The following is a 24,460-nucleotide window of genomic DNA, read 5'->3' as shown; positions in this document are numbered from 1 at the left end:
GGGGTGGGGTGGGGCTGGGGGCGGGGTGGGGCCGCGGGGGGTCGCTGGGTCTGCAACGTCTCCTCGGCCGGCGGCAGGACGACCTTGCGGAACGGAGTGGTGGGTGAGTTCGAGGAGGGTATCTGATCTCCGACGTCCGCCATGACCTTGAGGTTACGTCACCGCAGAGCGGGTTATTTCCTCTATAGCCGCAGCAGAATCTAATTCTGTAAGGTCTGGCTACATGAGGGGTTTCTACGAGATCGCCGCCGAAGACCCGGATCGTCCCGCCCTCCTGGGCGACGACGGCCTCACCTACGGAGCCCTGCTGTCCCGGGTGAACCAGACGTCGAACGGCCTGGCCTCGCGCGGCGTCCGCCGCGGAGACTGCGTGGTGACCGTGCTGAAGAACGGCCGGGACGCGCTCACCATGATGCTGGCGACGTACCAGATCGGCGCCTATCTGGTGCCGGTCAACTGGCACTTCACCGCCGAGGAGATCGACTACATCATCGCCGACTGCGGCGCCAAGGTGGTGGTCTCCCCCGACGCCCTCACGGTCGCCGAGCTGGCCGAGGGACAGCCGGACACCGCCCCCGCCGAGCGCTGGGCCGGCTCCATGATGCTCTACACCTCGGGCACCACCGGCCGCCCCAAGGGCGTACGACGGCGGCTGCTGGAGCTGACGCCCGAGGAGCTGTACCCGATCCTCATGCGCAAGAGCTGGCGGCACTTCGGGCTGCCGATGGGCGGGGTGCACCTGGTGTGCTCGCAGCTCTACCACTCGGCGCCGTACGGGCAGGCCATGATGGCGCTGCAGTTCGGGCACGCGATCGTGGCGCCCGAGCGGTTCGACGCCGCCGAGACGCTGCGGCTCGTCGAGCGGCACCGGGTGACGAACGCGTTCATGGTGCCCACGATGTTCCACCGGCTGCTGGCCGTGCCGGACCGGGAGTCGTACGACCTGTCGTCCCTCACCCATCTCTACCACGGGGCCGCCTTCTGCCCGCCCGCCGTCAAGCAGGCGATGATCGACTGGCTCGGCCCGGTGCTGTGGGAGTACTACGGCTCCACCGAGGCGGCCGTGGCCACCATGGTGTCGTCCCAGGAGTGGCTGGAGCGGCCCGGCACGGTCGGCAGGGCGCTGGACGGCATGCGCTTCACGATCGTCGGCGAGGACGGCGAGGAGCAGCCGCCCGGACACCCCGGCCTCGTCTACATCGGCGGCATCAACCGCTTCGAGTACCACGGCGACCCCGACAAGACGGCCGCCGCCATGCGCGGGCGCGACTACACGCCCGGCGACATCGGCTACCTGGACGAGGACGGCTACCTGTTCCTGCTCGACCGGCGTACCGATCTGATCATCTCGGGCGGCGTGAACATCTATCCCGCCGAGATCGAGGCGGCGCTGCTGGAGCACCCGGCGGTCGCGGACGTGGCCGTGATCGGCGTTCCCGACCCGGAGTGGGGCCACAAGGTCGTGGCGCTGGTCCAGCCGGCGCCCGGGGTGACGGGCTCCGAGGAGCTGACCGCCGAGCTGCTGCGGCACTGCGTGCCCCGGCTGGCGCGGCTGAAGCATCCGCGGGTGATCGAGTACCGGGAGTCGCTGCCGCGTACGCCCACCGGCAAGCTCAGTAGGCGGAATGTCCGGGAGGCGTATCTTTCGCACTGATTGGGGCACACAACTGCCATGAGGCAGCCCATGAGGAGGACCGCCGCGGCACTCGCCGCAGCCGCCGTGCTGCTCGCGGGCTGCGGAACGCTCCCCGCCACCGGAGTGCGTTCGCCGTCCGCCGCGCCCACCGCGACGTCACCCGGCGCGACCTCACCCGGGGCGACCGAGGCGGGCAGCGGCCCCGCCCAGGCCCTGGAGGCGGCGTACGAGCAGGTCATCGCGAACGTCCTGCCGTCCATCGTGCAGATCAACACCAAGGTCGGCCTCGGCTCCGGCATCGTCTTCGACCACGCGGGCCACATCATCACCAACGCCCACGTGGTCGGCGAGGCCACCGAGATGAGCGTCGCCTTCGCCACCGGCGGCGCGGACCGCAAGGCGCGGCTGGTGCGCTCCTTCGCCACCGGCGACCTGGCCGTGATCAAGGTGGACAACCCCGACGGGCTGCGGCCGGCCACGTTCGCGGACTCCTCGAAGGTACGGGTCGGGCAGATCGTGCTCGCCATGGGCAACCCGCTCGGCCTGTCGGGCAGCGTCACCGAGGGCATCGTCTCGGCGGTCGGGCGTACCGTGTCCGAGCCGCAGGAGGCCGGCTCCCCCGGCGCGACGATCGCCAACTCCATCCAGACCTCGGCCGCCATCAACCCCGGCAACAGCGGCGGCGCGCTGGTGAACCTGTCCGGCCAGGTGATCGGCGTCCCGACGCTCGCGGCCACCCTCCCCGAGCTCGGCGGCGGCGCGGCCCCCGGCATCGGCTTCGCCATCCCCGGCAACACCGCCGTCGACATCGCCAACCAGATCATCAAGAACGGCAAGGTCACCAACAGCCGCAGGGCCGCGCTCGGCATCCGGGGCAGCACGGTGCTCGGCAGTGACGGGCAGCCGGCCGGCGTCGGGGTGGCCCGCGTGGAGCGGGGCGGCGGCGCGGCCAAGGCCGGCATCGAGACCGGCGACGTGATCGTCTCGGTCAACGACAAGGAGACGCCCACCATCGCCGACCTGACCGAGACCATCGCCACCCTGCAGCCGGGCACCCAGGTCAAGGTGGGGATCATCCGCTCCGACGGCTCCCGTGCGACCCTGACGGTGACCCTGGGGCAGCTTCCCGGGGACTGACCGGCTACCGCTTCGCGGTGAAGACGATCTCGACCCGCCGGTTCTTCGCCCGGTTGGCCGCGACCGGCTTGCCCTGCACCAGGTTGGGCAGCTTGGGGCGGCTCTCGCCGTACCCGGTGGCCTGGAAGGTGACGCCCGGGACGGTGATCAGGCCGCGTACGGCCTGCTGGACGGCCTGCGCGCGGCGGCGCGACAGCGTCCGGTTGTAGGCGTCCGTGCCCTGGTCGTCGGTGTGGCCCTCGATCCTGACGACGCCGCCCGCGCTCTCCGCGTCGACCTTGGCGGCCACCTGCTCAAGCCGCTGCCTGGCCTTGGCCGTGAGCCGCCACTTGTCCAGCGCGAACAGCACGTCGCTGGTCACCGCGAGGGTCACCTGGCGTCCCTGCTTGGTCTCGCTCTCGGTGCCGTCCATGGACTCGACCTCGCCGATGATGTCCTCGACCGGCAGCACCAGGTCCTCGACGACCCCGGTGGCGCCGGCCGGCGGCTCGGGCGCCGGGGTCGGGGACGCCAGGGCGAGGACCAGGGCCGCGCTAAGCGATCGGAACATCGGTGAACACCCCGATACCCGGCATCTCAACATTGATCGTGCTCACGTCGGCCGGCGGGGCGGCGAAGACCGCGTACAGCGTGGACGCCTCGCCCTTCTCCAGGAACTGCCCCTGGGTGCCGGAGCACACGCACTCGGCGTCCGCGCCGGTGCCGTTGCGGGCGACGCGGTAACGCTTGGCGTTGACCGGGTCGATGAGGGCGACGCCCGAGACCGTGAAGTCCAGCGTGCCGGTGCCGAGTCCGTTGTGCACGTTGACCTTGCCGTCGAGGGCGGTGACGACCCAGGTCAGGGTAGCGGTCCTGCCCTGCCGCTTGAGGCCGGTGAGGTCGACGCGGGCCTCGCCGTACATGTCGCCGGAGCCGACCTTGGTCTCCTTGGAGGCGATCACCGCGCTCTGCTGCGGAGGGGCGCTCTCCTGGGCCGGCTGCTGCCCGGGGGCGGACGCGGTCGTGCTCTCCGAGACGGGCCGCGACCGCCGCTCCTCGCCGCCGCCGCCCTGCGGGGCGCCCGGCAGCGCGCCGCAGCCCGCGAGCGCGGCCGCCGCGACGGCCAGCACGATCGTCTTTCGCATCGTCGTGATCACCTTCGTCGTTCGGGGGATGTGGCGCTGACCCTGGGGAGGCGGCGTTCAGCATCCGCACAGCCGGTGCGCGCCGGCCCGGTCATCGCCGCCGCCGGGCCTCCTCGGCCCCGCCCGTCCGGGCGTCCTGGTGGCTCTCACCAAGGCCGTCAAACTCTTCCACAGCACGCACGAGGACACCAACCGCACCATCCGTACCATCGGCGAGCGCCGCCCAGCCGAGCGGGCACCGCAGCGTCGTAGCCGCGTCAGCCGGGTCAGCCGAGGGCCGAGCGCTGCGTGAGGCGGTAGCGGGAGGGCGAGGTCCCGTACCGGTCGAGGAACGCCTGCCGCAGCGTCTCGGCCGTCCCGAACCCGCAGCGCGCCGCGATCGAGGCCATCGGCAGCGACGTGGAGACCAGCAGGTGGGCGGCGGCCTCGGCGCGGGCCTGGCGGACGTACCGGCCGGGTGTCCGGCCCAGGTGGCGCAGGAACAGCCGGGTGAGGTGGCGCTCGCTGACCCCGGCCGAGGCGGCGAGCGCGGCGGTGGACAGGTCGTCGGCGAGGTGGCCGCCGATGTGCTCGACGGTCCGTTTGACCAGGGTGTCCGCGGGCGAGGGCGAGGCGACGAACATGCTCATCTGCGCCTGGTTGCCGGGCCGCTGGAGGTAGGTGACGAGGTGGCGGGCCACGGTGCGGGACAGGTCGGGGCCGTTGTCCTCCTCGACGAGGGCGAGGGTGAGGTCGAGGGCGGCGGTGACGCCCGCGGAGGTGGCGACGTCGCCGTCCCGGAGGAAGATCGGGCCGGGGTCGACGGCGACCTCGGGGTGGCGGCCGGCCAGCTCGCCGGCGACCCGCCAGTGCGTGGTGGCCCGCCGCCCGTCGAGCAGCCCGGCCGCGGCCAGCACGAACGCCCCGGTGCACACGGACGCGACCCGCCGGCTCTCCCTGGACAGCCGGCGTACGTGCCCCACGACGGACGGGTTCGCCGCCGCGTCCTCGAACCCGATGCCGCCGCAGACGACGAGCGTGTCGAGCGGCCCGGTGACGCGCTCCAGCGGGAGCTGCGCCTGGACGGTGAGCCCGGTGCCGCAGGTGACGGGGTTGCCGCCGGGGGCGGCGACCCGCACCTCGTAGTACGGCGCCGCGCCGTGCCAGTTGGCCTCCTCCAGCGTGGAGGTGACGCAGGCGAGGTCGAGCAGCGAGGCCGCCTCGTACGCCACCACGACCACCCGCCGGACGTCCATGCCCTCGACTCTAGGGTTTAAGGACCAGGACCCCAAGTTTCCGGACTTGTCCGGCCGCCCGCCTTGGCCCGCCCCGCCCGCCCCGTGGACAGTCGGAGCCATGACCACGACGACCACCCGCAACTGGGGCAGATTCGCCCTCCACTACCTTGAGATGATCATCGCGATGTTCGCCGGGATGTTCGCCCTCGGCGCGCTGCTCGACGTGCTCGGCCTCGGCGTCTCCCACAGCGCGCAGCCCGAGCTGGGCTACCTGGTGATGGCGCTCAACATGTCGATCGGCATGGCCGCGTGGATGCGCTTCCGCCGCCACGGCTGGGCCCCGACGCTGGAGATGTGCGCGGCGATGTTCGTCCCGGTCGTGCCGCTCTTCCCGATGCTGTGGCTCGGCTGGATCGACGCGGGCACGATGATGACGCTCGCGCACGTGGCCATGTTCCCGCTCATGCTGGCCGCGATGCTGCACCGCCTCGACGAGTACGCGGGCTGCGCCCACTGACGACCCCGGGGACGCCGCCATTACCACTTTGGGCAGGGTGTCGCCTACCCTTTGTGGATGCGTTATGTCCCATTTGTCATGATTGCTGCCACTTTGCTGACAGGCGCCACCGCCCTGCCCGCGGCCGCCATCACGAACGGTTCGGCCGACGGTGCCGCCCACCCCGAGGTGGGCGCCATGGTCGCCGACCGGCCGCACGCCGACGGCACCTGGACGTACTGCACCGGCACCCTGGTCTCCCCGACGGTCTTCCTGACCGCCGCCCACTGCGGCGAGAAGGGACAGAAGACCGCCAAGGTCACCTTCTCCGCCCAGTACAAGCCCGGCAGCGCGCTCCACAGCGGCCGGTTCATCCCGGACCCTCGGTTCAACGAGAAATCGGACCTGCATGACATGGCGGTGGTCGTCTTCGACCAGCCCGTCACCGGCATCCGCCCCGCCCAGCTCCCCGCCCCCGGCCTGCTCGACCGCCTCAAGGCCGAGGGCAAGCTGACCCGTTTCACCCCGGTCGGGTACGGCTCCCTCGCGCCGGCCAAGAAGGCGCGCGAGGAGGTCTACCACTACACCGACACCCGCAACCAGGCGTCCATCTCCTACAAGGGGATGACCAAGCGCTGGCTGAACCTGTCGATGTCGGTCAAGAGCGACGGCAGCACCTGCTTCGGCGACTCGGGCGGCCCCAACTTCCTCGGCGGCCCCGACTCGCACCTGCTGGTCGCCACCTCCATCAGCGGCGCCGACGACGCCTGCAAGGGCACCAACTACGACTACCGCCTCGACAGCCAGTCGGCCCGCACCTTCCTCGGCAAGTACGTCACCCTCCCGCGCTGACGCGGCGGCCGTTCCCGTGGAACGCTGACCGGGTGATCGACTACTACCGAGACCTCCTCCGGCGTCGCGGCTGGCTGGAAGAAAGCCTCTGCTGGCTCGTCGTCCAGCCCCTCGACGAGGACCTGACCTGCGACGACGTTTTATGGCGCCTCAACGGCGGCCACGACCCCGAGCAGCGCATCGTGCCGGACCCCGTGGACGCCAACGCGAACGCCGACGGCGAGCTGATCTTCGCCTTCGAGGGCGACGGCGCCTGGGGCTTCCTGGACTGGTCCGGCTTCCCCGCCTCCGACGACATCGTCGCCGCACTCAGCGAGGACTGCCGGGTATGGCTGACGAGCTGGAACTTCAGCGGCCAGAGCACCCTCCTCTACGCGGCGGGCGGCCGCATCAGAACGCGCGTGGACCGCTTCCACTTCACCGACCACATCACCGAGGAAGGCGACCCGGCCGCGCTGGCCGGCCTGCACGAACTCCTCGCCACCGTTCCCCGCGACGACTTCACAGGCCGCCGCGCGGCGGCACTCGCCTTCGTCGAGGCGTCGACGGGCGTCGCCATCGACAGCGATCGCTTCGACGAGGAGGAGGGCCCGGTCATCATCCTCGGCAGACCTTGAAAACTTCGTCTCGATGAGAGACCATGTTTCCGGCGCCCGGCCGTCGGAGGCAGGGCACCGGGAGTGGTACTACTGGAGATCCGCGAAGGAGGCCCGGACCGACAAGCAGGTGCACCCATGCCCATCCCCTACCTGGGCGTCGTCGGCATCGCCGAGGCGCTGGGGGTGAGCAGGCACGCGGTGCACAAGTGGCGCACCCGCTACCCGTCCGGGTCCGACCATCCCTTCCCCGAGCCGGACGTGGAGGTCGACGGCGCCCCGGGCTGGCGTCCCGAGCGGGTCGCCGACATCGTGCGCTGGCGCGACGGCCTGCCCGGCCGGGGCTCCGGCGGGGGCCGGCCCACGCTGGCCCGCCAGGAATACCTCAAGGAGGCGGCGGCCCGCGGTCTCACCCGTGACGAGGCGGTCCGCGCGCTCGCCACGTTCGCCGCGGAGTTCCCCGAGATGACCGAGCAGGAGCTGTGCGCCTGGGTGGTCGGGAAGTGGCGCCGCTAGCCTCCGCGTCCCATCACGCGAAGCAACGGAAGGCGATGACGCATGCCCGAGATCGGCGGAGACACCGCGCCGGGGTTCGACCCCGTACGCGAGGCGTTCGCGGCCAACCTGACCGGCGGCCGCGAGGCCGGGGCGGCGGTCGCCGTCTACCTGCACGGCCGCCCGGTCGTCGACCTGTGGGGCGGCCTCGCCGACCCGGCGACCGGCCGGCCCTGGGAACGCGACACCCTCCAGGTCGTCTTCTCCACGACCAAGGCGGTGACGGCGGCCTGCGCCCTCCTGCTGGCCCAGCGCGGCGAGCTGGATCTCGACGCGCCCGTGGCCCGCTACTGGCCCGAGTTCGCCGCGCACGGCAAGGGTCATATCCCGGTGCGGTGGCTGCTCACCCACCAGGCGGGGCTGCCCGCCGTGGACCGCCCGCTCACCAGGGCCGACGCGATCGCCGGCACACCCGTGGTGGAGGCGCTGGCCGCGCAGCGGCCGTACTGGGAGCCGGGCGCCGCCCACGGCTACCACGCGCAGACCTACGGCTGGCTGGTCGGCGAGGTCGTCCGCCGGGTGAGCGGGCGCAGCCTCGGCACGTTCCTGGCCGAGGAGATCGCCGCGCCGCTCGGCCTGGACCTGTGGATCGGCCTGCCGAGGTCGCAGGCGCACCGGGTGAGCCGGCTCGTCACCACGCCGATCGACTTCGCCGCCCTGTCCGCCGTCGACCTCGACGCGATCCCGGAGCCGATGCGCGAGATCATGGCCGCCTTCGCCGACCCCGCCTCGCTGACCACGCGCGCCGTGACCCTCTTCGCGCCCCCGCTGAACCACGACGACCCGGAGGAACTGCACGCCGAGATGCCGGCCACGAACGGCGTCTGCACCGCCCGCGCCCTCGCCCGCTTCTACGCGGCCCTCATCGGCGAGGTCGACGGCCACCGCGTCCTGACCCCCGCCACGCTCGCCGCCGCCACGAAGGAGCAGGTCAGCGGCGTGGACCGGATCCTGCGCGTCCCGGTGCGGATCGCCACCGGCTTCGGCCTGCCCACCCCGGACGCCTTCTGGCACTCCCCCACGGCCTTCGGCTTCTCCGGCCACGGCGGCTCGATCGGCTACGCCGACCCGGCGACCGGCCTCGCCTTCGCCTACGTGATGAACCGCATCGAGGACGACCCGCAGGACCCGCGAGCGGCGAACCTGGTGGCCGCCGTGAGGGCCTGCCTGAAACGCGAAAACGGCGGTGTCCCCAAGGGACACCGCCGTCGCTGATGCAGATGAGTGGAGGTGGCGGGAATCGAACCCGCGTCCTTCAACCCCAAGTCAGGGCTTCTCCGGGCGCAGCCTGCTGTGTTTTTCTCAGCCCCGGCGATCACGCAGGCGAGTCGCCGACGGGCTCAGCCACTGTTAGATTTCCCGATCGCCCCCGTGGCCGGGTTGATCGGTTGAGCCTTCTGACGATGCCAGACACCGGGCCGAAGGCACTCCCGGGCTGACAGTGGTTTCGCTACTTAGGCAGCGAGGGCCAGGGAGTCCTGGCCGACCACAGTGCGCTTAGAGTTGGCACTTGTTGTTTGCGGTCACAGGATTAACGAGGTTATGTCCGCAGTCCTCGGCCCGCTTCACCTGGCTTGCAAAGTCGAAGTCGAAGCCAGTCACCCCCTGTGCAGTTGTCAACACACCCCACGCGAAGTGAGGTGAGCAACATGAATCTACACGGCACAACGCCCCTGACGCCAACTTAATTCCCCGTGGCGCGACCGCCCCGAACATGCCGAAACCCCCGGGAGCGCGGCGCACAAGCACACGCTCCCGGGGGCCGACCGGCAGGGTCGAGCCGGTCCGGACGGCAGGGCTTCCCCCGAGATGAAGCCCTGATCTCATCACGGCGACTGGGACCGCAACCCCCCGAGCGGGCCCAGTCACTAAGGAAGACGCTCGGCGAGCAGCCGATGGTTGCTCGCCGTCACGACCTTTTCACGGAGAGGTGCGAAGAGCCGAGAAGAAGCTCCCCGCGACGGCCGAGGCGTTGTAGTTCTTCGACAGCACCGCCACGGCCAGATCGCCCTGCCAGCCGACGAACCAGGTCAGCTGGTTGCCCGCCGTCGCCGTCACGCCGTAGACCTTGGCCTGCTGCTGCGCCAGCGCCGGCGTGCTGAGCGCGCCGGCCCGCATCATCGTGGTCAGCGCCGTGCGCACCTTCGCGTCCATCGGCACGGGGTCGGGCTGGACGAGCGGCGCCTTGTCGGTGGCGGCGTCGGACGACTTGGGGTCGGTGACGAGCACGGGCGGACGCCAGGTGCCGGACGCCACCGCCGCCCCGACCAGCGCCATGCCGAGCGGGCTGACCTGGACGTTCTGGCCCGCGATCGCCTTGGCCTTGTCGGCGTCGCCGGCCAGCGACGGGAACGAGCCGTTGAACGACCTCAGCGGCAGCCGCCACGACTGCCCCACCCCGAACGCCTCCGCGCTCTTGCGCAGGTCGTCGGCCTTGACCCGGCGGGCCAGCGAGGCGAGCGCGGTGACGCAGCCCTTGGCGAAGTTCTCCTGGAAGGTGCCCGACGTGTTGGCGCCGAGCTGCCCGGCGTGCACGAACCTGGCACCGCCGACCGTTCGCTCGGCCGGGCAGCTCAGCCGCTGCTTGGGGCTCACCCCGGCCTTGAGCAGCGCGTCGGCCGCCACGATCGAGAACGCCGGGCCGGCGGGGAACTTGCCGGCCAGCGCGTCCTTCTCCTGGTGCATGCCCTTGGTGGCGACCGCGCGGATCTCGCCGGAGTTCTTGTCCACCACGACGAGCGAGCTGGTGGCGGAGTCGGCCACGGCCTGCTCGGCGGCGGCCTGCACGCTGCGGTCGAGGGTGGTCTTGACCGAGACGTTCTGCCGGCCCGGCCACTCCTTGAGCCGGGCGACCTCCTTGCCGGTCTTGAGATCGAGCGTGATGACCTTGGTCTCCGTGGAGCCGGTCAGGTAGTTCTGGTAGGCCTGCTGCAGGCCGCTCTTGCCGACGGAGTCGCCGGCCCGCTGCGGGCCGCCGAGCTTCTGCTCGGTCTCCGGGGTCAGCGCGCTGACGGTGCCGACGATCTGCCGGGGCGCGTCGGGGTTGACCGGCTGGTCCTGGGGTTCGACCTTGATGCCGGGGATGTTGAGCTTGCTCTGCAGCGCCTGGTAGCGCGCGCGCCCGAAGGTCACCAGGGGCACGAACTTGTCCGGCGGGGACGACCTGATGCGGCTCAGCAGCCGGTCCCGGGCGTAGTCGGTGATCTCCGACAGCTTGTCGACGACCTCCTCGGCCCGGTCGCCGAGCTGGGCGGGGTAGACGCCGGCGACGTAGAGCACGGTGTCGGTCTGCAGCGGGTCGCCGGTGCGGTCGACGACCGGCTGGCGCGGGTTGGGCCCGATGTCGACCGCGAAGCGCTCGCCCTCCTTGAGCTGGGGGTGCAGCACGGACGGCGACCAGCGCACCTTCCACGAGCCGTCCACCAGGTGCAGCGGCAGCACGCCGTCGTACTCCCAGAGCGGGTTGTTCTCGCCCAGGTCGACCTCGGCGCGGAAGTCGGCCTTGGACTCCTCGCCGGTCACGGTGACGCTCTTGATCTTGAACCGGAAGGAGGCCGCGTCGAGCTCCAGCTTGGCGTCCGACAGGGCCTTGCGTACGGTCGCCTGGTCGCCGTCGGTGCGGCCGGCGGCCAGGTCGTAGTCCTCGCTCTGCCAGCCCACGAGGAAGTCACGCACCGCGTCGTGCGGTGACGGCTCCTCGAAGCAGCCGGTCAGCGTGGTGCACGCGATCGCCAGGGTGACGGTCGCGGAGAGGGTGCGGCGGGCGCGTCTCATCGCTGGCGGTGTCGCGCCTCTCATCGGTTGCGGTAGCGCAGGGCGCGGGCCATCTCCCGCTTGGCCTGCTGCTCCGCCAGCGTCTGCCGCTTGTCCCAGTCCTTCTTGCCGCGGGCCAGGCCGATCTCGACCTTGGCCCGGCCGTCCTTGAAGTACAGCGACAACGGAATGATCGTCAGCCCGCCCTCCTTGGTCTTGACGGCGAGCTTGTCGATCTCCTTGCGGTGCAGCAGCAGCTTGCGCTTGCGGCGGGCGGCGTGGTTGGTCCACGTCCCTTGCGCGTATTCGGGGATGTGCACGTTGAGCAGCCACGCTTCGTCACCGTCGATGCTGGCGTAGCCGTCGACGAGCGAGGCGCGGCCCTCGCGGAGCGACTTGACCTCGGTGCCCTGCAGCACGAGCCCCGCCTCGAAGGTGTCCTCGATGTGGTAATCGTGCCGAGCGCGTTTGTTCTGGGCGATGACCTTCCGCCCGGTCTCACGTGGCATGCTTCGACTTTACCGGCGTTCCGTCACACTCTGAGGTATCGGCGGAGGGTGACGAACGACGCGAGCACACAGATCACCACGCCGATGATCATGGTGAAGGTGATCGTCTGCGCCACCGTGTCCCAGCCGAGCTGCGCCGTCGGGCCAGCGACGAAGCGGCCGAGCTCCTCGAACAGCATGACCTTCGTGACGATCAGGATGACCGCCGCGAAGACGCCGCCGATGAGACCAGCGATCACGCCCTCCATGATGAAGGGGAGCTGGATGTAGAGGTTGGAGGCGCCGACCAGCCGCATGATGCCGGTCTCCCGCCGCCGGTTGAACGCCGACAGCCGGACGGTGTTGCCGATGAGCAGCGCCGCCGCCAGCACCAGGATGATCGCGACCGCCAGCGCGTAGTAGGCGAGCTTGTCGAGCATCTGGAAGAACGGCCCGACGAGCTGCTTCTGGTCGGTCACCTGGGAGACGCCGGGCTGGCCCTGGATCGCCTGGATGACCGACGCGTAGTTGTTGGGGTCGGCCACCTTGATCCGGAACGAGGTCGGCATGTCCTCGACCTTGGTGGCCTTCACCAGGGCCTCGTTGGAGGCGAAGGCCGCTTTGAAGTTCTCGTAGGCGGACGCCTGGTCCTCGTAGAAGACCTCCTTGACGCCGGGGGTGCCCTTGAGGTGCTCCTGGAGCTTGTTGGTCTGGGCCTGCGTGATCGCCTTGCCGTTGCAGGTCTGCACGGCCGAGCCCTTGGTGCACAGGAAGACCGAGACCTCGACTTTGTCGTCCCAGTAACCGCGGATCAGACCGACCTGGGCGTTGATCATCAGGCCGACGCCCAGCATCGCCATTCCGACCGCCACGGTGATGACCACCGCGATCGTCATGGTCAGGTTGCGACGGAGGCCGATCCAGACCTCGGAGAAGATGAAGTTCGCCCGCATGTTCTGTCTACAGCTCCCTGTCAGTACGCCTGGCCGTAAACGCCACGCGACTGGTCACGGACGATCTTGCCGTCCTCCAGCTCCACGACACGCTTGCGCATGGAGTCGACGATGGCCGCGTCGTGAGTGGCCATGACGACCGTGGTGCCAGTCCTGTTGATGCGGTCGAGCACCTTCATGATGCCGATGCTCGTCGCGGGGTCGATGTTGCCCGTGGGCTCGTCGGCCAGCAGGATCATCGGCCTGTTGACGAACGCGCGGGCCATGGCGACGCGCTGCTGCTCGCCGCCGGACAGCTCGTCGGGCATGCGGTGGGCCTTGCCCTCCAGGCCGACCAGCTCGATGACCTCGGGCACGACCTTGCGGATGAACCGCCGGGGCTTGCCGATGACCTCGAGCGCGAACGCCACGTTCTCGTAGACGTTCTTGTTCGGCAGCAGCCGGAAGTCCTGGAAGACGCAGCCGATGCGGCGGCGCAGGTGCGGCACCTTGAAGTTGGAGAGGCGGGCCAGATCCTTGCCGGCGACATGGATCGCCCCGGAGTTGGGCCGCTCCTCCTTGAGGACCAGGCGCAGGAACGTGGACTTGCCTGACCCCGAAGGGCCGACGAGGAACACGAACTCGCCCTTGTCCACGTCAACGGAGACGTGGTCGAGAGCGGGCCGGTTCTGGTTGGCGTAGACCTTGGTGACATTATCGAAATGGATCACGAGAGCATCACGGCATGCCAGTCTAGGGGTCAGGACGGAAGCGAGGGTGGCACATGCCCACTTCCCGCCACCGGCCACTCGGCGGCCGTCGCTTTACCAATGATCGACGTTCCGATTGGCCAGACGACAGTCTAGGGGGAAGACTGGCATGGAACGTCCATAACGGAAACAAAACGATTGTGCGGCTAGACTTGGGGCTGACATGAGTTGCGAACACCTCGTATGCGCGCAGTGCGCCCACCCCGTCATCGAGGGCCGCTGCCCGCTCTGCCGCGCCAACCGCGAGCGGATGCACCAGCACGGCTTCGCCGGGCTCTCGCCCGCCCTGATCGCCGTGCTGCTGGTCGTCCTGCTCTTCGCGACGCTCGCGGCCGAGCACCTGGTCGTCCGCTAGGCGGATCACCCAGGACGGGCCGCTCAGGACGGGCGCTCAGCCCGCCCGCTCATCCCGGGCGGCCGGGCCTCACTCGGCCGCGCCCGACTCCTGCCGGCGCATCCACCGGATCTCCGACTCGATGAACTCGTCGAGGTCGCCGTCGAGCACCGCCGTCGGGTTGCCCGCCTCGGTGCCCGTGCGCAGGTCCTTGACGATCTGGTAGGGGTGCAGCACGTAGTTGCGGATCTGCGTGCCCCACGACGTGGTCGTGGCGCCCCGCAGCTCCGACATCTTCTCGGCCTCCTCCTGCCGCTTGCGCTCCAGCAGCTTGGCCTGCAGGACCGCCATGGCGGTGGCGCGGTTCTGGAGCTGCGAGCGCTCGTTCTGGCAGGAGACCACGATGTTGGTCGGCAGGTGGGTGATGCGCACGGCGGAGTCGGTGGTGTTGACGCCCTGGCCGCCGGGACCGCTGGAGCGGTAGACGTCGACGCGGATCTCGTCCTCGTTGATGTCGATGTGGTCGGTCTGCTCGACGACCGGGACGATGTCGACCCCCGCGAACGAGGTCTGCCGCCGCCCCTGGTTGTCGAAGGGGCTGATGCGGACCAGGCGGTGCGTGCCGTGCTCGCCGCGCAGCGTGCCGTAGGCGTAGGGGGCCTTGATCGTGAAGGTGGCCGACTTGATGCCGGCCTCCTCGGCGTAGGAGGTGTCGTAGACCTCGGTGGAGTAGCCCTTGCGCTCGGCCCACCGGAGGTACATGCGCAGCAGCATCTCGGCCCAGTCGGCCGCGTCGACGCCGCCGGCCTGCGCGTTGATGGTGACCAGGGCCTCGCGGGCGTCGTATTCGCCCGACAGCAGGGTGCGGACCTCCAGCGCGCCGATGTCGGACCGCAGCGACTCCAGCTCCTTGTCGGCCTCGGCGCGCGTGTCGGCGTCGCCCTCCTCGGCCGCGAGCTCGTAGAGGACGCCGAGGTCGTCGAGCCGGCGGGCCACGCCGTCGACGCGGTTGAGCTCGCCCTGGAGATGGGAGAGCTTGCTCGTGACCTTCTGGGCCTGCTCGGGGTCGTCCCAGAGGTCGGGCGCGGCGACCTGCTGCTCCAGCTCCTCGATCTGCTTGCGCATCGCGTCGAGGTCGAGCACGTCCTGGATGCTGCGGAGCGTGCCCGCGAGCTCGTTGATCTCTTCTGCCGGATCGATGCCTGCCACGTCTCCCAAGGGTACGCGACCGTCGCGGGCCCGAATAACATGGCGAGGTGCGTGCATACGGGCGACGGTGGCTCCTGGCGCTCGCCGCCGGCGTCCTGGCCGGGGCGGGCGCCTGCTCGGCCGACGCCGCGCCGCCCCCTCCGACCAGCTCCGCCGCCGCCGTGTCGGCCACGCCCACGCCCTCGTCGTCGCCCTCGCCGAGCCTGGTCGCGGTCACCAAGGCCGAGGCCGCCGAGGTGTTCACCGAGATCACCGCCACCGACGACACGCTGCGCGTCAAGAGCGACCTCGACGGCCGCCTGCGCATGGCGGTCGACCTCACGACCGGCGGGCAGACCCCGCTGAGCCTCGCCGCCTACCTGTCCACCGACTACGCGCCGCCCCGCTACCGATGGGGCGCGCCCGCCCTCTTCGTGCCGAGGTTCAGGCCCGACGAGCAGGCGCCCTGGTTCACCGCCCTCGCGACCCGCGACGGCCGGCCGACGCTGCTGACCTTCGCCAGGTCCGACCGGTGGCGGCTGAGCTCGGCGGCCGAGCTCCTGCCCGGCCAGAAGCTGCCGGAGATCGCCGAGGACGCCGAGGGCTACGCCACGGCGCTGGCTCCTGACGACAAGAGCGTGACCATCAGCCCGCAGTTCATGCAGCCGGTGCACGCCAGCGTGGCCGAGACCGGCTCGTCGGGCGTGACGGCCGGGCTGGTGGCGGCCGGCCCCTACACCACCGAGGTGGCCGAGCAGATCGCCTCGCTGCGGGAGCAGGCGAAGGCCGACGGCTTCAGCTACGACTCCATCTTCAGCGCCGACAGCTTCCCCGTGTACGCGCTGCGCACCGCCGACGGCGGAGCGCTGATCCAATACTCGCTGTCGCGCACGACGACCACGACCACCAAGACGGCCGAGGACGACTACATCCCGGTGCCCGACGCGGCCCGCTGGGCGATCAACTCGACGGTGCTGCGGCGTACGCTGCGGCTGGTCGAGACGCACCAGTACGCCACCGCCGTCCCGCCCATCGCCAAGGCGGGGGCGGCGGCCGTGATCGCCCACGACGGGGGCCTCACGCGCGCCACCGGCACGTGAACCCCCGGGCGCGGCGCCGCCGCGCCCGGGAGACCGGTGACTACGCCTCCGTGTAGGGGAGGTTGCTGGCGGCCACCAGCGTGCGGACGGCCCGCAGCGCGACCGACAGCGTGGCCAGGTCGAAGTTGTCGCTCTCCCAGATCTCCGACAGCGTCTGCCTGGCCCGCGAGACGGCCGCCGAGTTGGCCTCCGACCAGCGGGCCAGCCGCTCCTCGGGCGCCAGGCCCGGCTCGCTGTGGGCCAGCACGTCCTGGGTGAGCGAGGCGTGCGCGGCGTACAGGTCGTCGCGCAGCGCCGAGCGGGCCATGGAGTTCCAGCGGTTGTCCCTCGGCAGCGCGATCACGCGCTCCCGCAGGCGGGCCAGCTGGAGCCGGTCGGCCAGGTCGAAGTAGACCTCGGCCACCTCGCTGACCGGCCGCTCGCCGATCGAGGCGATCTCCACCAGGTCGAGCGTGGAGTAGGCGGGCACCATCCCGGCCACCCGCTCGGCCAGCTCCTGCGGCACGCCGCGGGCGAGGAAGGCGTCGCGGCGGTCCTCGTACGCGGCCAGGTCGGGCCCGGTGAGCAGCTTGGGGATGTGGGCGAGCAGCCCGTTGACGCCCTTGATGAAGAAGCCGGCCGACCCGGCGAGGTCGAGCGGCGGCCGGCGGTTGGCCAGCAGCCAGCGGGTGCCCCGCTCGACCAGCTTGCGCGCCTCCAGCAGCATGGCGATCTGGGTGGCGGTGTCCACCTGGTTGTCGAGGGCCTCGACCGCCCGGTAGAAGCTCGGCAGGTCGAACAGCTCGCGCGCGACCAGCCAGGCCCGCACGATGTCGGGCGCGGAGGCGCCGGTCTCCTCGCCGAAGCGGTGCATGAACGTGGTGCCCATGGAGTTGACCAGCTCGTTCACCACGCAGGTGGTGATGATCTCGCGGCGCAGCGGGTGCGCGTCCATGTACGGACGGAACCGCTCCCGCAGGGCCGACGGGAAGTACGAGACCAGCCACGACTCCAGGTAGGGCTCGTCGGGCAGGTCGGATCCCAGCACCTCGGCGTCCAGCACCAGCTTGGTGTAGGCGAGCAGCACCGAGAACTCGGGCGAGGTCAGTCCGAGCCGCGCCTGGCGGCGCTCGGCCAGCGTCTTGTCCGAGGGCAGGAACTCCAGCTCCCGGTTGACCAGCCCATCGCGCTCCAGCCGCCGCAGGTAGCGGGAGTGGATGTGCAGCATCTCGACGGCCTGGGCGCGGGCGGCGTCGAGGACCACGTTCTGGGCGTGGTTGTCGCGCAGCACGAGCTGGGCGACCTCGTCGGTCATCGAGGTGAAGACCTGGTTGCGCTGCTTGTCGGTCAGCTCGCCGTCGCGGACGACCTGGTCGAGCAGGATCTTGATGTTCACCTCGTGGTCGGAGGTGTCGACGCCGGCCGAGTTGTCGATGAAGTCGGTGTTGACCAGGCCGCCGTCGCGCGCGAACTCGATCCGGGCGAGCTGGGTCATGCCCAGGTTGCCGCCCTCGCCGATGACCTTGCAGCGCAGGTCGGCGGCGTCGACGCGGAGCACGTCGTTGGCCTTGTCGCCGACGTCGGCGTGCGACTCGGACGACGCCTTGACGTAGGTGCCGATGCCGCCGTTCCACAGCAGGTCGACCGGGGCCTTGAGGATGGCGCTGATCAGGTCGGTGGGCGCCATCGAGGTGACGCCGGCCGGGATGCCGAGCGCCTCGCGCATCTGCGGCGTGATCTGGACGGACTTCGCGGATCTGGAGAAGACGCCGCCGCCCGCCGAGATCAGCCCGGGGTCGTAGTCCTCCCAGGAGCTGCGCGGCAGCTCGAACAGGCGCCGCCGCTCGGCGTAGGAGCGGGCGGCGTCGGGGACGGGGTCGACGAAGATGTGCCGGTGGTCGAAGGCGGCCACGAGCCGGATGTGCTCGGACAGCAGCATGCCGTTGCCGAACACGTCGCCCGACATGTCGCCGATGCCGACCACGGTGAAGTCGGTGGTCTGGGTGTCCACGCCCGTCGTGCGGAAGTGGTATTTCACCGACTCCCAGGCGCCGCGCGCGGTGATGCCCATGGCCTTGTGGTCGTAGCCGATGGAGCCGCCGGAGGCGAAGGCGTCGCCGAGCCAGAAGCCGTACTCCTTGGCCACCGCGTTGGCGATGTCGGAGAAGGTGGCGGTGCCCTTGTCGGCCGCGACGACGAGGTAGGTGTCGTCGCCGTCGTGCCTGACCACGTCGCGCGGGGGCACGACCTTGCCGTCCACGAGGTTGTCGGTGACGTCCAGCAGGCCGGAGATGAAGGTGCGGTAGCAGGCGATGCCCTCGGCCATCAGCTCCTCGCGGGTGCCGCCCACCGGAGGACGCTTAACGACAAATCCACCTTTAGACCCAGTCGGGACAATAACGGTGTTTTTCACCATTTGCGCCTTGACCAGGCCCAGGATCTCCGTCCGGAAATCCTCCATCCGGTCCGACCACCGCAGACCGCCGCGCGCCACCTTCCCGAACCGGAGGTGCACGCCTTCCACCCGCGGCGAGTAGACGAATATCTCGAACTTCGGCCGCGGCAACGGCAGCACGCTGATGGCCTGCGGGTCGAATTTGAGAGATATGTACGTTTTGCGGTGCCCATCCACTGTCTGGAAGTAATTGGTGCGCAATGTCGCCTGAATCATCTCCAGGTACGCCCGCAGGATGCGGTCCTCGTCCAGCGAGGCCACCTCGTCGAGCGCGCCCAGGATCTCCTCGTTCAGCGCGTCCACCAGGTCGCACCGCACGTCCTCGTCCCGCCGCGGGTCGAGCCGCGCCTCGAACAGGTTGACCAGCAGCCGCGCCAGCCGCACGTTGCCGGTGAGCACCTTCTCCATGTACGGCTGCGAGAACGTGCTGCCCGCCTGCCGCAGGTATTTGGCGTACACCCGCAGGATCTCGACCTGCTCCCAGGTCAGCCCGGCCCGCAGGATCAGCGCGTTGAAGTCGTCGGCCTGCACCCGCCCCGTCCACAGGGCGCGCAGGCCGTCCTGGAACAGGCGCTTGAAGTCGTTCCTGTCCACGTCGGCCGACGGGGTGTAGCGCAGGCCGAAGTCGTAGATCCAGGCGTTCTTGGTGGCCGGGTCGTTGTCCCGGTCGACCTCGTACGGCCGCTCGTCCACGACCTCGACGCCCAGCCGCTGGATGAGGGGCAGCGCGTGGGACAGCGAGATGGGCGAGCCGATCTTGTAGATCTTGAGCCGCCGCTCCCCCTCGGCCGCGTCGTACGGCTCGTAGAGGTTGATCCCGACCTCGCCGCCGTCGCCGCCCGCGACCAGCTCCTCCAGGCGGCGCAGGTCGACCACGGCCACCTTGGGCGGGAAGTCCGCCTTGTAGCCCTCGGGGAAGGCGGAGGCGTAGCGGCGGGTGAGCGCCGGCGCCTCCTCCTCGGAGGTCATCTCGGCCAGCGCGACCGCCAGGTCGTCCTCCCAGGAGCGGGTGATGGCGGCCAGGCGCGCCTCCAGCTCCTCCACGTCCACGCGCGGCGGCGGGAGCTGCTTGCCCCGCTCGCCCCGCACCACGACGTGCAGGCGGGCCAGCGACGACTCGCCGATCATCGCGCTGTAGTCGAGCGACCGGCCGCCCAGCGCCTTGAGCAGCACCTCCTGCATCTTCAGCCGGACCTTGGTGGTGTAGCGGTCGCGCGGCAGGTAGATGAGGCAGGAGATGTAGCGGCCGTAGTCGTCGCGGCGCAGGAACAGCTTCACCTGCTTGCGCTCGCGCAGCCGCAGCACGCCGAGCGCGATCGGCAGCAGCTGCTCGACCGAGGTCTGGAACAGCTCGTCGCGCGGGAACGACTCCAGGATCTCGATGAGGTCCTTGCCGTCGTGGCTGTCGGGGGCGAGCCCCGCGCGTTCGAGCACGTCGGCCAGCTTGCGGCGCAGCACCGGGATGCGGGAGATCGACTCGTTGTAGGCCACGTGGGTGAACAGGCCGAGGAAGCGGCGCTCGCCGATGACCTCGCCGTCCGGCGAGAACATCTTGACCCCGATGTAGTCGAGGTAGGCCGCGCGGTGGACGGTGGCCCGCGAGTTGGCCTTGGTGATGATCATGAGCTGCTTCTCGCGCGCCTTGGCCCGCACCTCGGGCGGCAGCACCGAGAAGCTCTCGGAGCCGATCCGGTCGTCGCGCAGGATGCCGAGCGCCGCGCCCGGCAGCGCCCGCAGCGCCTCGCCCCGGTCGGTGTCCTCCAGCCGGTACTCCCGGTAGCCGAGGAAGGTGAAGTGCCCGTCGGCGAGCCAGCGCAGCAGGTCGATGCTGTCCTCGACCTCGGCCGGCTCCAGCGGCGGCGGGCTCATGCTGAGGTCCTCGGCGACCTGGACGGCGACCGCCCGCATCTTCCTGAAGTCCTCGACCGCGTGGCGCACGTCGGTGAGCACCCGCTGCAGGTCGTTCTCCAGCGCCTTCAGCGCCGCCGGGTCGGCCTGCCTGTCGATCTCGATGTGGATCCAGGACTCGACCAGCATCTGGCCGGTGACGTCCTCCTGGCCACGGCCCAGCATGCGGCCCGTCATGTCCCTGCGCACCCGCATCTGCGGGTGGACCAGCAGGTGGATGCCGAGGTCGTGCCGGTCCAGCTCCATCGTCACCGAGTCGACCAGGAACGGCATGTCGTCGGTGACCACCTCGACCACCGAGTGGCCGGGGTCCCACCCGTTCCCCTCGATGGTGGGGGTGAAGGCGCGGACCACGGCCCGGCCCTGGGGACGCTGCTCGGCGAGCTGGCGCTGCGACATCGCGGGGCCGTACACGTCGACGGGGTCGCGGTGCAGCAGGTCCTCGGGGGCCACGTGGCGGTAGTAGAGCCGCAGGAAGGAGAGCGCCTCCTCGGTGATCACGTGTTCGCTGCTCGCCACGCAGTGCTCGGCCGCTCGCTGGAGCAGCTCGTCCTTGGCCTCGTCGAGGGGCATGTCAGGTCTCACTCCTTTGTGAGGGTTGGCCGGGCCGGATACGGCCAGGCTCTTGTTCCCGGGACAGCGGGAAGTAGTAGTGCGGGCGCGTGCGGACCCGCGGCAGGCCCCGCCGGCAGGGGGCGGCCGGGACAGCATCCCACAGCACGAACGCCGCGGCAGGGGCCGGGGACGACGTGAGAAGGCCCTGGGGCGTCATCGCCTCCAGGACCTGGCCGGGGATGCCGGGGAACGAGCGCATCACCGTCGATGCCCACCGAACACCTCCCCCTGAACGCCTTGCCGTTACCGATACCACCCGAAAAGGGGATGGACGTCAACGCGACATGGACATAGGAGGATCGTCGTCGGAGGCGGAGGGGGTGTGCTTCAGCTCGTCGAGCTGCTCGGGCAACTCGACGAGCTCGACGAGCTCGCGCCGGCACTGCTCGCACTCGTCGAGGTGGCGCTCGAACGCCTCGTGCTCCTCTTCATCGAGGACGCCGAGGACGTAGGCGGCCACCTCGTCATGCATCAGCCGGCTACCCCCTTGTCCCGCAGCAGCTCGCGGAGAGCCCGGATGCCGTAGTAGAGCCGGGACTTCACCGTGCCCGGCGGAATCCCCAGAATCTCCGCCGCCTCACTTATCGTACGGTCTCGGAGGTAGGTCTGCTCAATGACTTCGCGGTGTTCGTCGGACAGACTGCGGAGCGCGTCGGCGACGACCATCGCCGACAGGGCTCGCTCAGAGCCGTCCGGCACCGCCATCATGTCGACTTCGGGCGGCTCGACCTCGTGAGGCCGCACGCTCTTGCGTCGACGTCCGTCGATGACGATCCTGCGGGCTACCGTCAGTAGCCACGCCCATAAGAGGCTTGGTTCCCATTGCAGTCTTGCCGAGTTACGCCAGGCTCGGACGAGCGTCTCCTGCACGACGTCTTCGGCCCATTGGAGGTCGTTACCAGTACTTTTGCGCACGTGGCGCAGCAGAGGGCCGCCGAACTCCTGGTAAAGCACCGCGATGCGGTGCTCCGCCTCGGCATCAGCACTCTCGAACCTGCCGTCGAGGTGACCTAGCACGGGGCACATCTTTACACCTTTGTTATCGGTCCGGTAGCCACTCCGATAACTCCAGTCATTTCTAACTATTCCCGGCCATAGCTGAACCTGACCCGCTGCCGCCGCGTACCTCCGACCATGCACAGGCTTTTGCGAGGCGAGCTGTTCATGCTCGGTGGCTTCGTCCTGGCCGCCGCCGTGACGATCGTGCTGGTCATGCCCCCGTCGATCGATCCGGCGGCCGCCCAGTTCACGCAGACGTCCGCGGGACCGCTCACCGCCGCAGACCGCGACCTGCTGGTCAAGGTCCGGCAGGCCGGTCTCTGGGAGATGCCCGCGGGCGACATGGCCCAGACCCGCGCCGAGTCGCAGCGGGTCAAGGAGGTGGGCCGGCTGATCATGGAAGATCACAAGAAGCTGGACGCCCTGACCGTCCAGGCCGCCAAGAAGCTCGGCGTGGTCATCCCCGACGAGCCCAACGCCGACCAGCAACGCTGGCTCGCCCAGCTCGCGGCGGAGAGCGGCCCCGCCTTCGACAAGGACTACGCGAACCTGTTGCGTGCCGCGCACGGCAAGGTCTTCACCGTCGTGGCGAGCGTACGGGCCGGCACCCGCAACGCCGAGATCAGGAAGTTCGCCCAGGAAGGCATCAACTTCGTGATGCGCCACATGACTCTTCTGGAGTCCACGGGCCTGGTCGACTTCCAGCAACTCCCGGAGCCCCCGACGCCCTCACCTGCACCACCCGTCGCTCTGGCGGTCGACATGAGGAGACACTAAATGACGAGTTCCAGACGCATGGCCGCGGCCATGTCCGCCTTGGCCGTGGTGGCTAGCGGGCTGGTGTCCGCGGCCGTCATCGGCGTCGCCCCCGCACTGGCCGACCACTGCGACCCGGCCGAGCAGGCCTCGCAGGGTCAGCAGCAGAACAACAACCGGCAGCGGCGCAACGGCGACCAACAGGGCCAGGACGACCAGCAGGACCAGAACCAGAACCAGGGTCAGGACCAGGGCCAGGATCAAGGTCAGAACCAGGATCAGGGCCAGAACCAGGACCAGGGTCAGGACCAGAACCAAGGCCAGGACCAGAACCAGGGCCAGAACGACCAGCAGCAGAACGGCGACCAGAACAACCAGCAGAACAACCAGCAGAACAACGGCGACCAGCAGCAGGGGCAGGACCAGCAGGCGCCTCAGGGCGGCGCCAAGCTGCTCGACCCGGCCGCGTCCCCCGAGGACGCCCCCGAGGCCGCCCCCGAGGACGAGCAGACCGCCTCGACGTTCTCCCGCCGCCGCAACAACCCCACCAGGACCGCGACGCCCGTCCCCACCCGGAACAACCCCGGCGGCGGCAACGCCTCGCCGACCGCCTCCCCCACCGGCTCGGCCACGAACGACCCCGACGAGGCCGCCTGCGCCGACCTGGGCCCGTTCCCCGAGGACTTCGTCGACATCCGCCAGGTCGCCCCGCAGCGGGTGAACGCGCGCTTCAACCGCAACGGCTCCCGCGGCACCTTCGTCTCCCAGTGCGGCAGGAACGAGAACAAGCACAACAACCCGGACAACTTCATCGTGGCCCCCGGCGTGAGCAACGGGGCGCACCACCTGCACGACTACGTGGGCAACCTGTCGACGGACGCCTTCTCCACCGACGAGAGCCTGGCCGCGGCGGGCACCACCTGCCGGCTCGGCGACCGGTCCACGTACTTCTGGCCGGTGCTGCGCAACCGCAAGGTCGACGCGAACGACAACGACCCCGACGGCAACGTCGGCCAGCAGCTGACCGCCCGCGCGGTGCAGCTCCAGTTCCGCGGCAACGCCAGCTCCCGGGTGGTCGCCATGCCGAGGTTCCTGCGGATCATCACCGGTGACGCCAAGGCCGCGACCAACGGCACAGCCAACGCGAAGGCCGCGTGGTCCTGCACGGGATTCCAAAATCGCATAACTACCGACAAATATCCGCTTTGCCCGCGCGGCAGCCTCGTCCTTCGTATTCTGGATTTCCCGAGCTGCTGGGACGGACAGAACACCGACAGCGCCAACCATCGCACGCACGTGGTCTTCCCCGACCAGAACGGCGCCTGTCCGCAGGGTACGCGAGCCATCCCGCAGCTCCGCATGACGCTCGCCTACTCGGTGCCGCAGGGTCCCTCGTACGCGCTGGACGCCTTCCCCGAGCAGAAGCACAACCCGGTCACGGACCACGCAGACTTCGCCAACGTCATGCCCGACCGGCTGATGCAGACCGTCGTCTCCTGCATCAACCGGGGCCGCCGTTGCTGACCTAGAGAACCGCGCCCGCGAAGGGTCATCCGCCTTCCGAGTCGCA

At 70.1% G+C, this 24,460-nt stretch carries 22 protein-coding genes and 1 other RNA gene; 11 read left to right on the top strand and 12 right to left on the bottom strand.

The features are described 5' to 3' along the window. Positions 1 to 223: 223 nt before the first annotated feature. Positions 224 to 1,654 (top strand): AMP-binding protein, encoded by a 1,431-nt coding sequence (locus tag ACBR40_RS29185; RefSeq protein ID WP_371250828.1) that lies wholly within the window; start codon positions 224 to 226, stop codon positions 1,652 to 1,654. Positions 1,655 to 1,684: 30 nt separating this feature from the next. After that, on the top strand, positions 1,685 to 2,773 hold the full coding sequence (locus ACBR40_RS29180) for a trypsin-like peptidase domain-containing protein (RefSeq protein WP_344210065.1): 1,089 nt from the start codon (positions 1,685 to 1,687) through the stop codon (positions 2,771 to 2,773). Between the two features lie 4 nt (positions 2,774 to 2,777). Here the strand turns inward: ACBR40_RS29180 and ACBR40_RS29175 are convergent, their stop codons facing one another. The 3 genes from ACBR40_RS29175 to ACBR40_RS29165 form a co-directional block, all read right to left on the bottom strand. After that, the gene (locus ACBR40_RS29175; protein WP_371250827.1) at positions 2,778 to 3,323 is read right to left on the bottom strand and encodes an OmpA family protein; all 546 of its coding nucleotides are present in this window, start codon (positions 3,321 to 3,323) and stop codon (positions 2,778 to 2,780) included. After that, entirely contained in the window at positions 3,307 to 3,897 is a 591-nt protein-coding gene (locus ACBR40_RS29170; RefSeq protein WP_371250826.1) for a hypothetical protein, read from the bottom strand. The genes ACBR40_RS29175 and ACBR40_RS29170 overlap by 17 nt, the downstream gene beginning before the upstream one ends. 266 nt (positions 3,898 to 4,163) lie before the next feature. Then, positions 4,164 to 5,132, bottom strand: a complete 969-nt coding sequence (locus tag ACBR40_RS29165; RefSeq protein WP_371250825.1) for a GlxA family transcriptional regulator — start codon at positions 5,130 to 5,132, stop codon at positions 4,164 to 4,166. A 100-nt stretch (positions 5,133 to 5,232) separates the two neighbouring features. Here ACBR40_RS29165 and ACBR40_RS29160 point away from each other — a divergent pair, with 100 nt between their 5' ends. From ACBR40_RS29160 to ACBR40_RS29140, 5 genes are all read left to right on the top strand, one after another. After that, positions 5,233 to 5,631, top strand: a complete 399-nt coding sequence (locus ACBR40_RS29160; protein WP_371250824.1) for a hypothetical protein — start codon at positions 5,233 to 5,235, stop codon at positions 5,629 to 5,631. 93 nt (positions 5,632 to 5,724) lie between these two features. Further along, the gene (locus ACBR40_RS29155) at positions 5,725 to 6,462 is read left to right on the top strand and encodes a trypsin-like serine protease (RefSeq protein ID WP_344210076.1); all 738 of its coding nucleotides are present in this window, start codon (positions 5,725 to 5,727) and stop codon (positions 6,460 to 6,462) included. Positions 6,463 to 6,494: 32 nt separating this feature from the next. Continuing rightward, positions 6,495 to 7,079, top strand: a complete 585-nt coding sequence (locus tag ACBR40_RS29150) for a hypothetical protein (protein WP_371250823.1) — start codon at positions 6,495 to 6,497, stop codon at positions 7,077 to 7,079. A 117-nt stretch (positions 7,080 to 7,196) separates the two neighbouring features. Beyond that, a complete protein-coding gene (locus tag ACBR40_RS29145; RefSeq protein WP_364449685.1) occupies positions 7,197 to 7,574 on the top strand; it encodes a hypothetical protein in 378 nt (125 codons plus the stop codon). A gap of 42 nt (positions 7,575 to 7,616) precedes the next feature. After that, positions 7,617 to 8,828, top strand: coding sequence for a serine hydrolase domain-containing protein (locus ACBR40_RS29140; protein WP_371250822.1), 1,212 nt, complete (start codon positions 7,617 to 7,619; stop codon positions 8,826 to 8,828). Between the two features lie 7 nt (positions 8,829 to 8,835). Here the strand turns inward: ACBR40_RS29140 and ssrA are convergent. From ssrA to ftsE, 5 genes are all read right to left on the bottom strand, one after another. Next, positions 8,836 to 9,219: a transfer-messenger RNA gene (gene ssrA / locus ACBR40_RS29135) on the bottom strand. Positions 9,220 to 9,533: 314 nt separating this feature from the next. After that, on the bottom strand, positions 9,534 to 11,387 hold the full coding sequence (locus ACBR40_RS29130) for a penicillin-binding transpeptidase domain-containing protein (RefSeq protein WP_371250821.1): 1,854 nt from the start codon (positions 11,385 to 11,387) through the stop codon (positions 9,534 to 9,536). A 20-nt stretch (positions 11,388 to 11,407) separates the two neighbouring features. Next, a complete protein-coding gene (gene smpB, locus ACBR40_RS29125) occupies positions 11,408 to 11,875 on the bottom strand; it encodes an SsrA-binding protein SmpB (RefSeq protein WP_344210087.1) in 468 nt (155 codons plus the stop codon). Positions 11,876 to 11,898: 23 nt separating this feature from the next. After that, positions 11,899 to 12,807 (bottom strand): permease-like cell division protein FtsX, encoded by a 909-nt coding sequence (gene ftsX / locus ACBR40_RS29120; RefSeq protein ID WP_371250820.1) that lies wholly within the window; start codon positions 12,805 to 12,807, stop codon positions 11,899 to 11,901. 20 nt (positions 12,808 to 12,827) lie between these two features. Next, entirely contained in the window at positions 12,828 to 13,517 is a 690-nt protein-coding gene (gene ftsE, locus ACBR40_RS29115; RefSeq protein WP_020541427.1) for a cell division ATP-binding protein FtsE, read from the bottom strand. 202 nt (positions 13,518 to 13,719) lie between these two features. Between ftsE and ACBR40_RS29110 the strand changes: the two genes are divergently transcribed. Further along, positions 13,720 to 13,911: a hypothetical protein gene (locus ACBR40_RS29110; protein WP_329584570.1), complete on the top strand. Its 192-nt coding sequence runs from the start codon at positions 13,720 to 13,722 to the stop codon at positions 13,909 to 13,911. A gap of 69 nt (positions 13,912 to 13,980) precedes the next feature. Here the strand turns inward: ACBR40_RS29110 and prfB are convergent, their stop codons facing one another. Then, positions 13,981 to 15,099 (bottom strand): peptide chain release factor 2, encoded by a 1,119-nt coding sequence (prfB, locus tag ACBR40_RS29105; RefSeq protein WP_344210092.1) that lies wholly within the window; start codon positions 15,097 to 15,099, stop codon positions 13,981 to 13,983. Between the two features lie 47 nt (positions 15,100 to 15,146). Here prfB and ACBR40_RS29100 point away from each other — a divergent pair, with 47 nt between their 5' ends. Beyond that, positions 15,147 to 16,178 carry a hypothetical protein gene (locus ACBR40_RS29100; protein WP_344210094.1) on the top strand — a complete coding sequence of 344 codons (1,032 nt, stop codon included), beginning with the start codon at positions 15,147 to 15,149 and terminating at the stop codon, positions 16,176 to 16,178. Between the two features lie 40 nt (positions 16,179 to 16,218). On the opposite strand, the gene ACBR40_RS29095 is transcribed toward ACBR40_RS29100, so the two are convergent. The 3 genes from ACBR40_RS29095 to ACBR40_RS29085 form a co-directional block, all read right to left on the bottom strand. Further along, the gene (locus tag ACBR40_RS29095; protein WP_371250819.1) at positions 16,219 to 21,093 is read right to left on the bottom strand and encodes an NAD-glutamate dehydrogenase; all 4,875 of its coding nucleotides are present in this window, start codon (positions 21,091 to 21,093) and stop codon (positions 16,219 to 16,221) included. A gap of 316 nt (positions 21,094 to 21,409) precedes the next feature. Continuing rightward, positions 21,410 to 21,607 (bottom strand): zf-HC2 domain-containing protein, encoded by a 198-nt coding sequence (locus ACBR40_RS29090; protein WP_091079819.1) that lies wholly within the window; start codon positions 21,605 to 21,607, stop codon positions 21,410 to 21,412. Beyond that, entirely contained in the window at positions 21,607 to 22,161 is a 555-nt protein-coding gene (locus tag ACBR40_RS29085) for a sigma-70 family RNA polymerase sigma factor (RefSeq protein WP_371250818.1), read from the bottom strand. Before ACBR40_RS29085 ends, ACBR40_RS29090 begins: the two co-directional genes overlap by 1 nt. A gap of 108 nt (positions 22,162 to 22,269) precedes the next feature. Here ACBR40_RS29085 and ACBR40_RS29080 point away from each other — a divergent pair, with 108 nt between their 5' ends. Beyond that, positions 22,270 to 22,911 carry a DUF4142 domain-containing protein gene (locus tag ACBR40_RS29080; RefSeq protein WP_344210101.1) on the top strand — a complete coding sequence of 214 codons (642 nt, stop codon included), beginning with the start codon at positions 22,270 to 22,272 and terminating at the stop codon, positions 22,909 to 22,911. Continuing rightward, a complete protein-coding gene (locus ACBR40_RS29075; RefSeq protein ID WP_344210103.1) occupies positions 22,912 to 24,414 on the top strand; it encodes a DUF1996 domain-containing protein in 1,503 nt (500 codons plus the stop codon). It abuts the gene before it with no gap. Positions 24,415 to 24,460: the final 46 nt, after the last annotated feature.

It is taken from the genome of Nonomuraea sp. AD125B (assembly GCF_041402765.1).
GTDB lineage: Bacteria > Actinomycetota > Actinomycetes > Streptosporangiales > Streptosporangiaceae > Nonomuraea > Nonomuraea bangladeshensis.
This window is presented reverse-complemented; position numbering and strand designations above follow the sequence as displayed.

Coding starts and splice junctions, on each gene's coding strand:
- ACBR40_RS29185 (WP_371250828.1), top strand. CDS start 224: ATGAGGGGTTTCTACGAGATCGCCGCCGAAGACCCGGATCGTCCCGCC.
- ACBR40_RS29075 (WP_344210103.1), top strand. CDS start 22,912: ATGACGAGTTCCAGACGCATGGCCGCGGCCATGTCCGCCTTGGCCGTG.
- ACBR40_RS29140 (WP_371250822.1), top strand. CDS start 7,617: ATGCCCGAGATCGGCGGAGACACCGCGCCGGGGTTCGACCCCGTACGC.
- ACBR40_RS29145 (WP_364449685.1), top strand. CDS start 7,197: ATGCCCATCCCCTACCTGGGCGTCGTCGGCATCGCCGAGGCGCTGGGG.
- ACBR40_RS29090 (WP_091079819.1), bottom strand. CDS start 21,607: ATGCATGACGAGGTGGCCGCCTACGTCCTCGGCGTCCTCGATGAAGAG.
- ACBR40_RS29165 (WP_371250825.1), bottom strand. CDS start 5,132: ATGGACGTCCGGCGGGTGGTCGTGGTGGCGTACGAGGCGGCCTCGCTG.
- ACBR40_RS29095 (WP_371250819.1), bottom strand. CDS start 21,093: ATGCCCCTCGACGAGGCCAAGGACGAGCTGCTCCAGCGAGCGGCCGAG.
- ACBR40_RS29170 (WP_371250826.1), bottom strand. CDS start 3,897: ATGCGAAAGACGATCGTGCTGGCCGTCGCGGCGGCCGCGCTCGCGGGC.
- ACBR40_RS29175 (WP_371250827.1), bottom strand. CDS start 3,323: ATGTTCCGATCGCTTAGCGCGGCCCTGGTCCTCGCCCTGGCGTCCCCG.
- ACBR40_RS29180 (WP_344210065.1), top strand. CDS start 1,685: ATGAGGAGGACCGCCGCGGCACTCGCCGCAGCCGCCGTGCTGCTCGCG.
- ACBR40_RS29160 (WP_371250824.1), top strand. CDS start 5,233: ATGACCACGACGACCACCCGCAACTGGGGCAGATTCGCCCTCCACTAC.
- ACBR40_RS29080 (WP_344210101.1), top strand. CDS start 22,270: ATGCACAGGCTTTTGCGAGGCGAGCTGTTCATGCTCGGTGGCTTCGTC.
- smpB (WP_344210087.1), bottom strand. CDS start 11,875: ATGCCACGTGAGACCGGGCGGAAGGTCATCGCCCAGAACAAACGCGCT.
- ACBR40_RS29130 (WP_371250821.1), bottom strand. CDS start 11,387: ATGAGACGCGCCCGCCGCACCCTCTCCGCGACCGTCACCCTGGCGATC.
- ACBR40_RS29085 (WP_371250818.1), bottom strand. CDS start 22,161: ATGTGCCCCGTGCTAGGTCACCTCGACGGCAGGTTCGAGAGTGCTGAT.
- ACBR40_RS29110 (WP_329584570.1), top strand. CDS start 13,720: ATGAGTTGCGAACACCTCGTATGCGCGCAGTGCGCCCACCCCGTCATC.
- ftsX (WP_371250820.1), bottom strand. CDS start 12,807: ATGCGGGCGAACTTCATCTTCTCCGAGGTCTGGATCGGCCTCCGTCGC.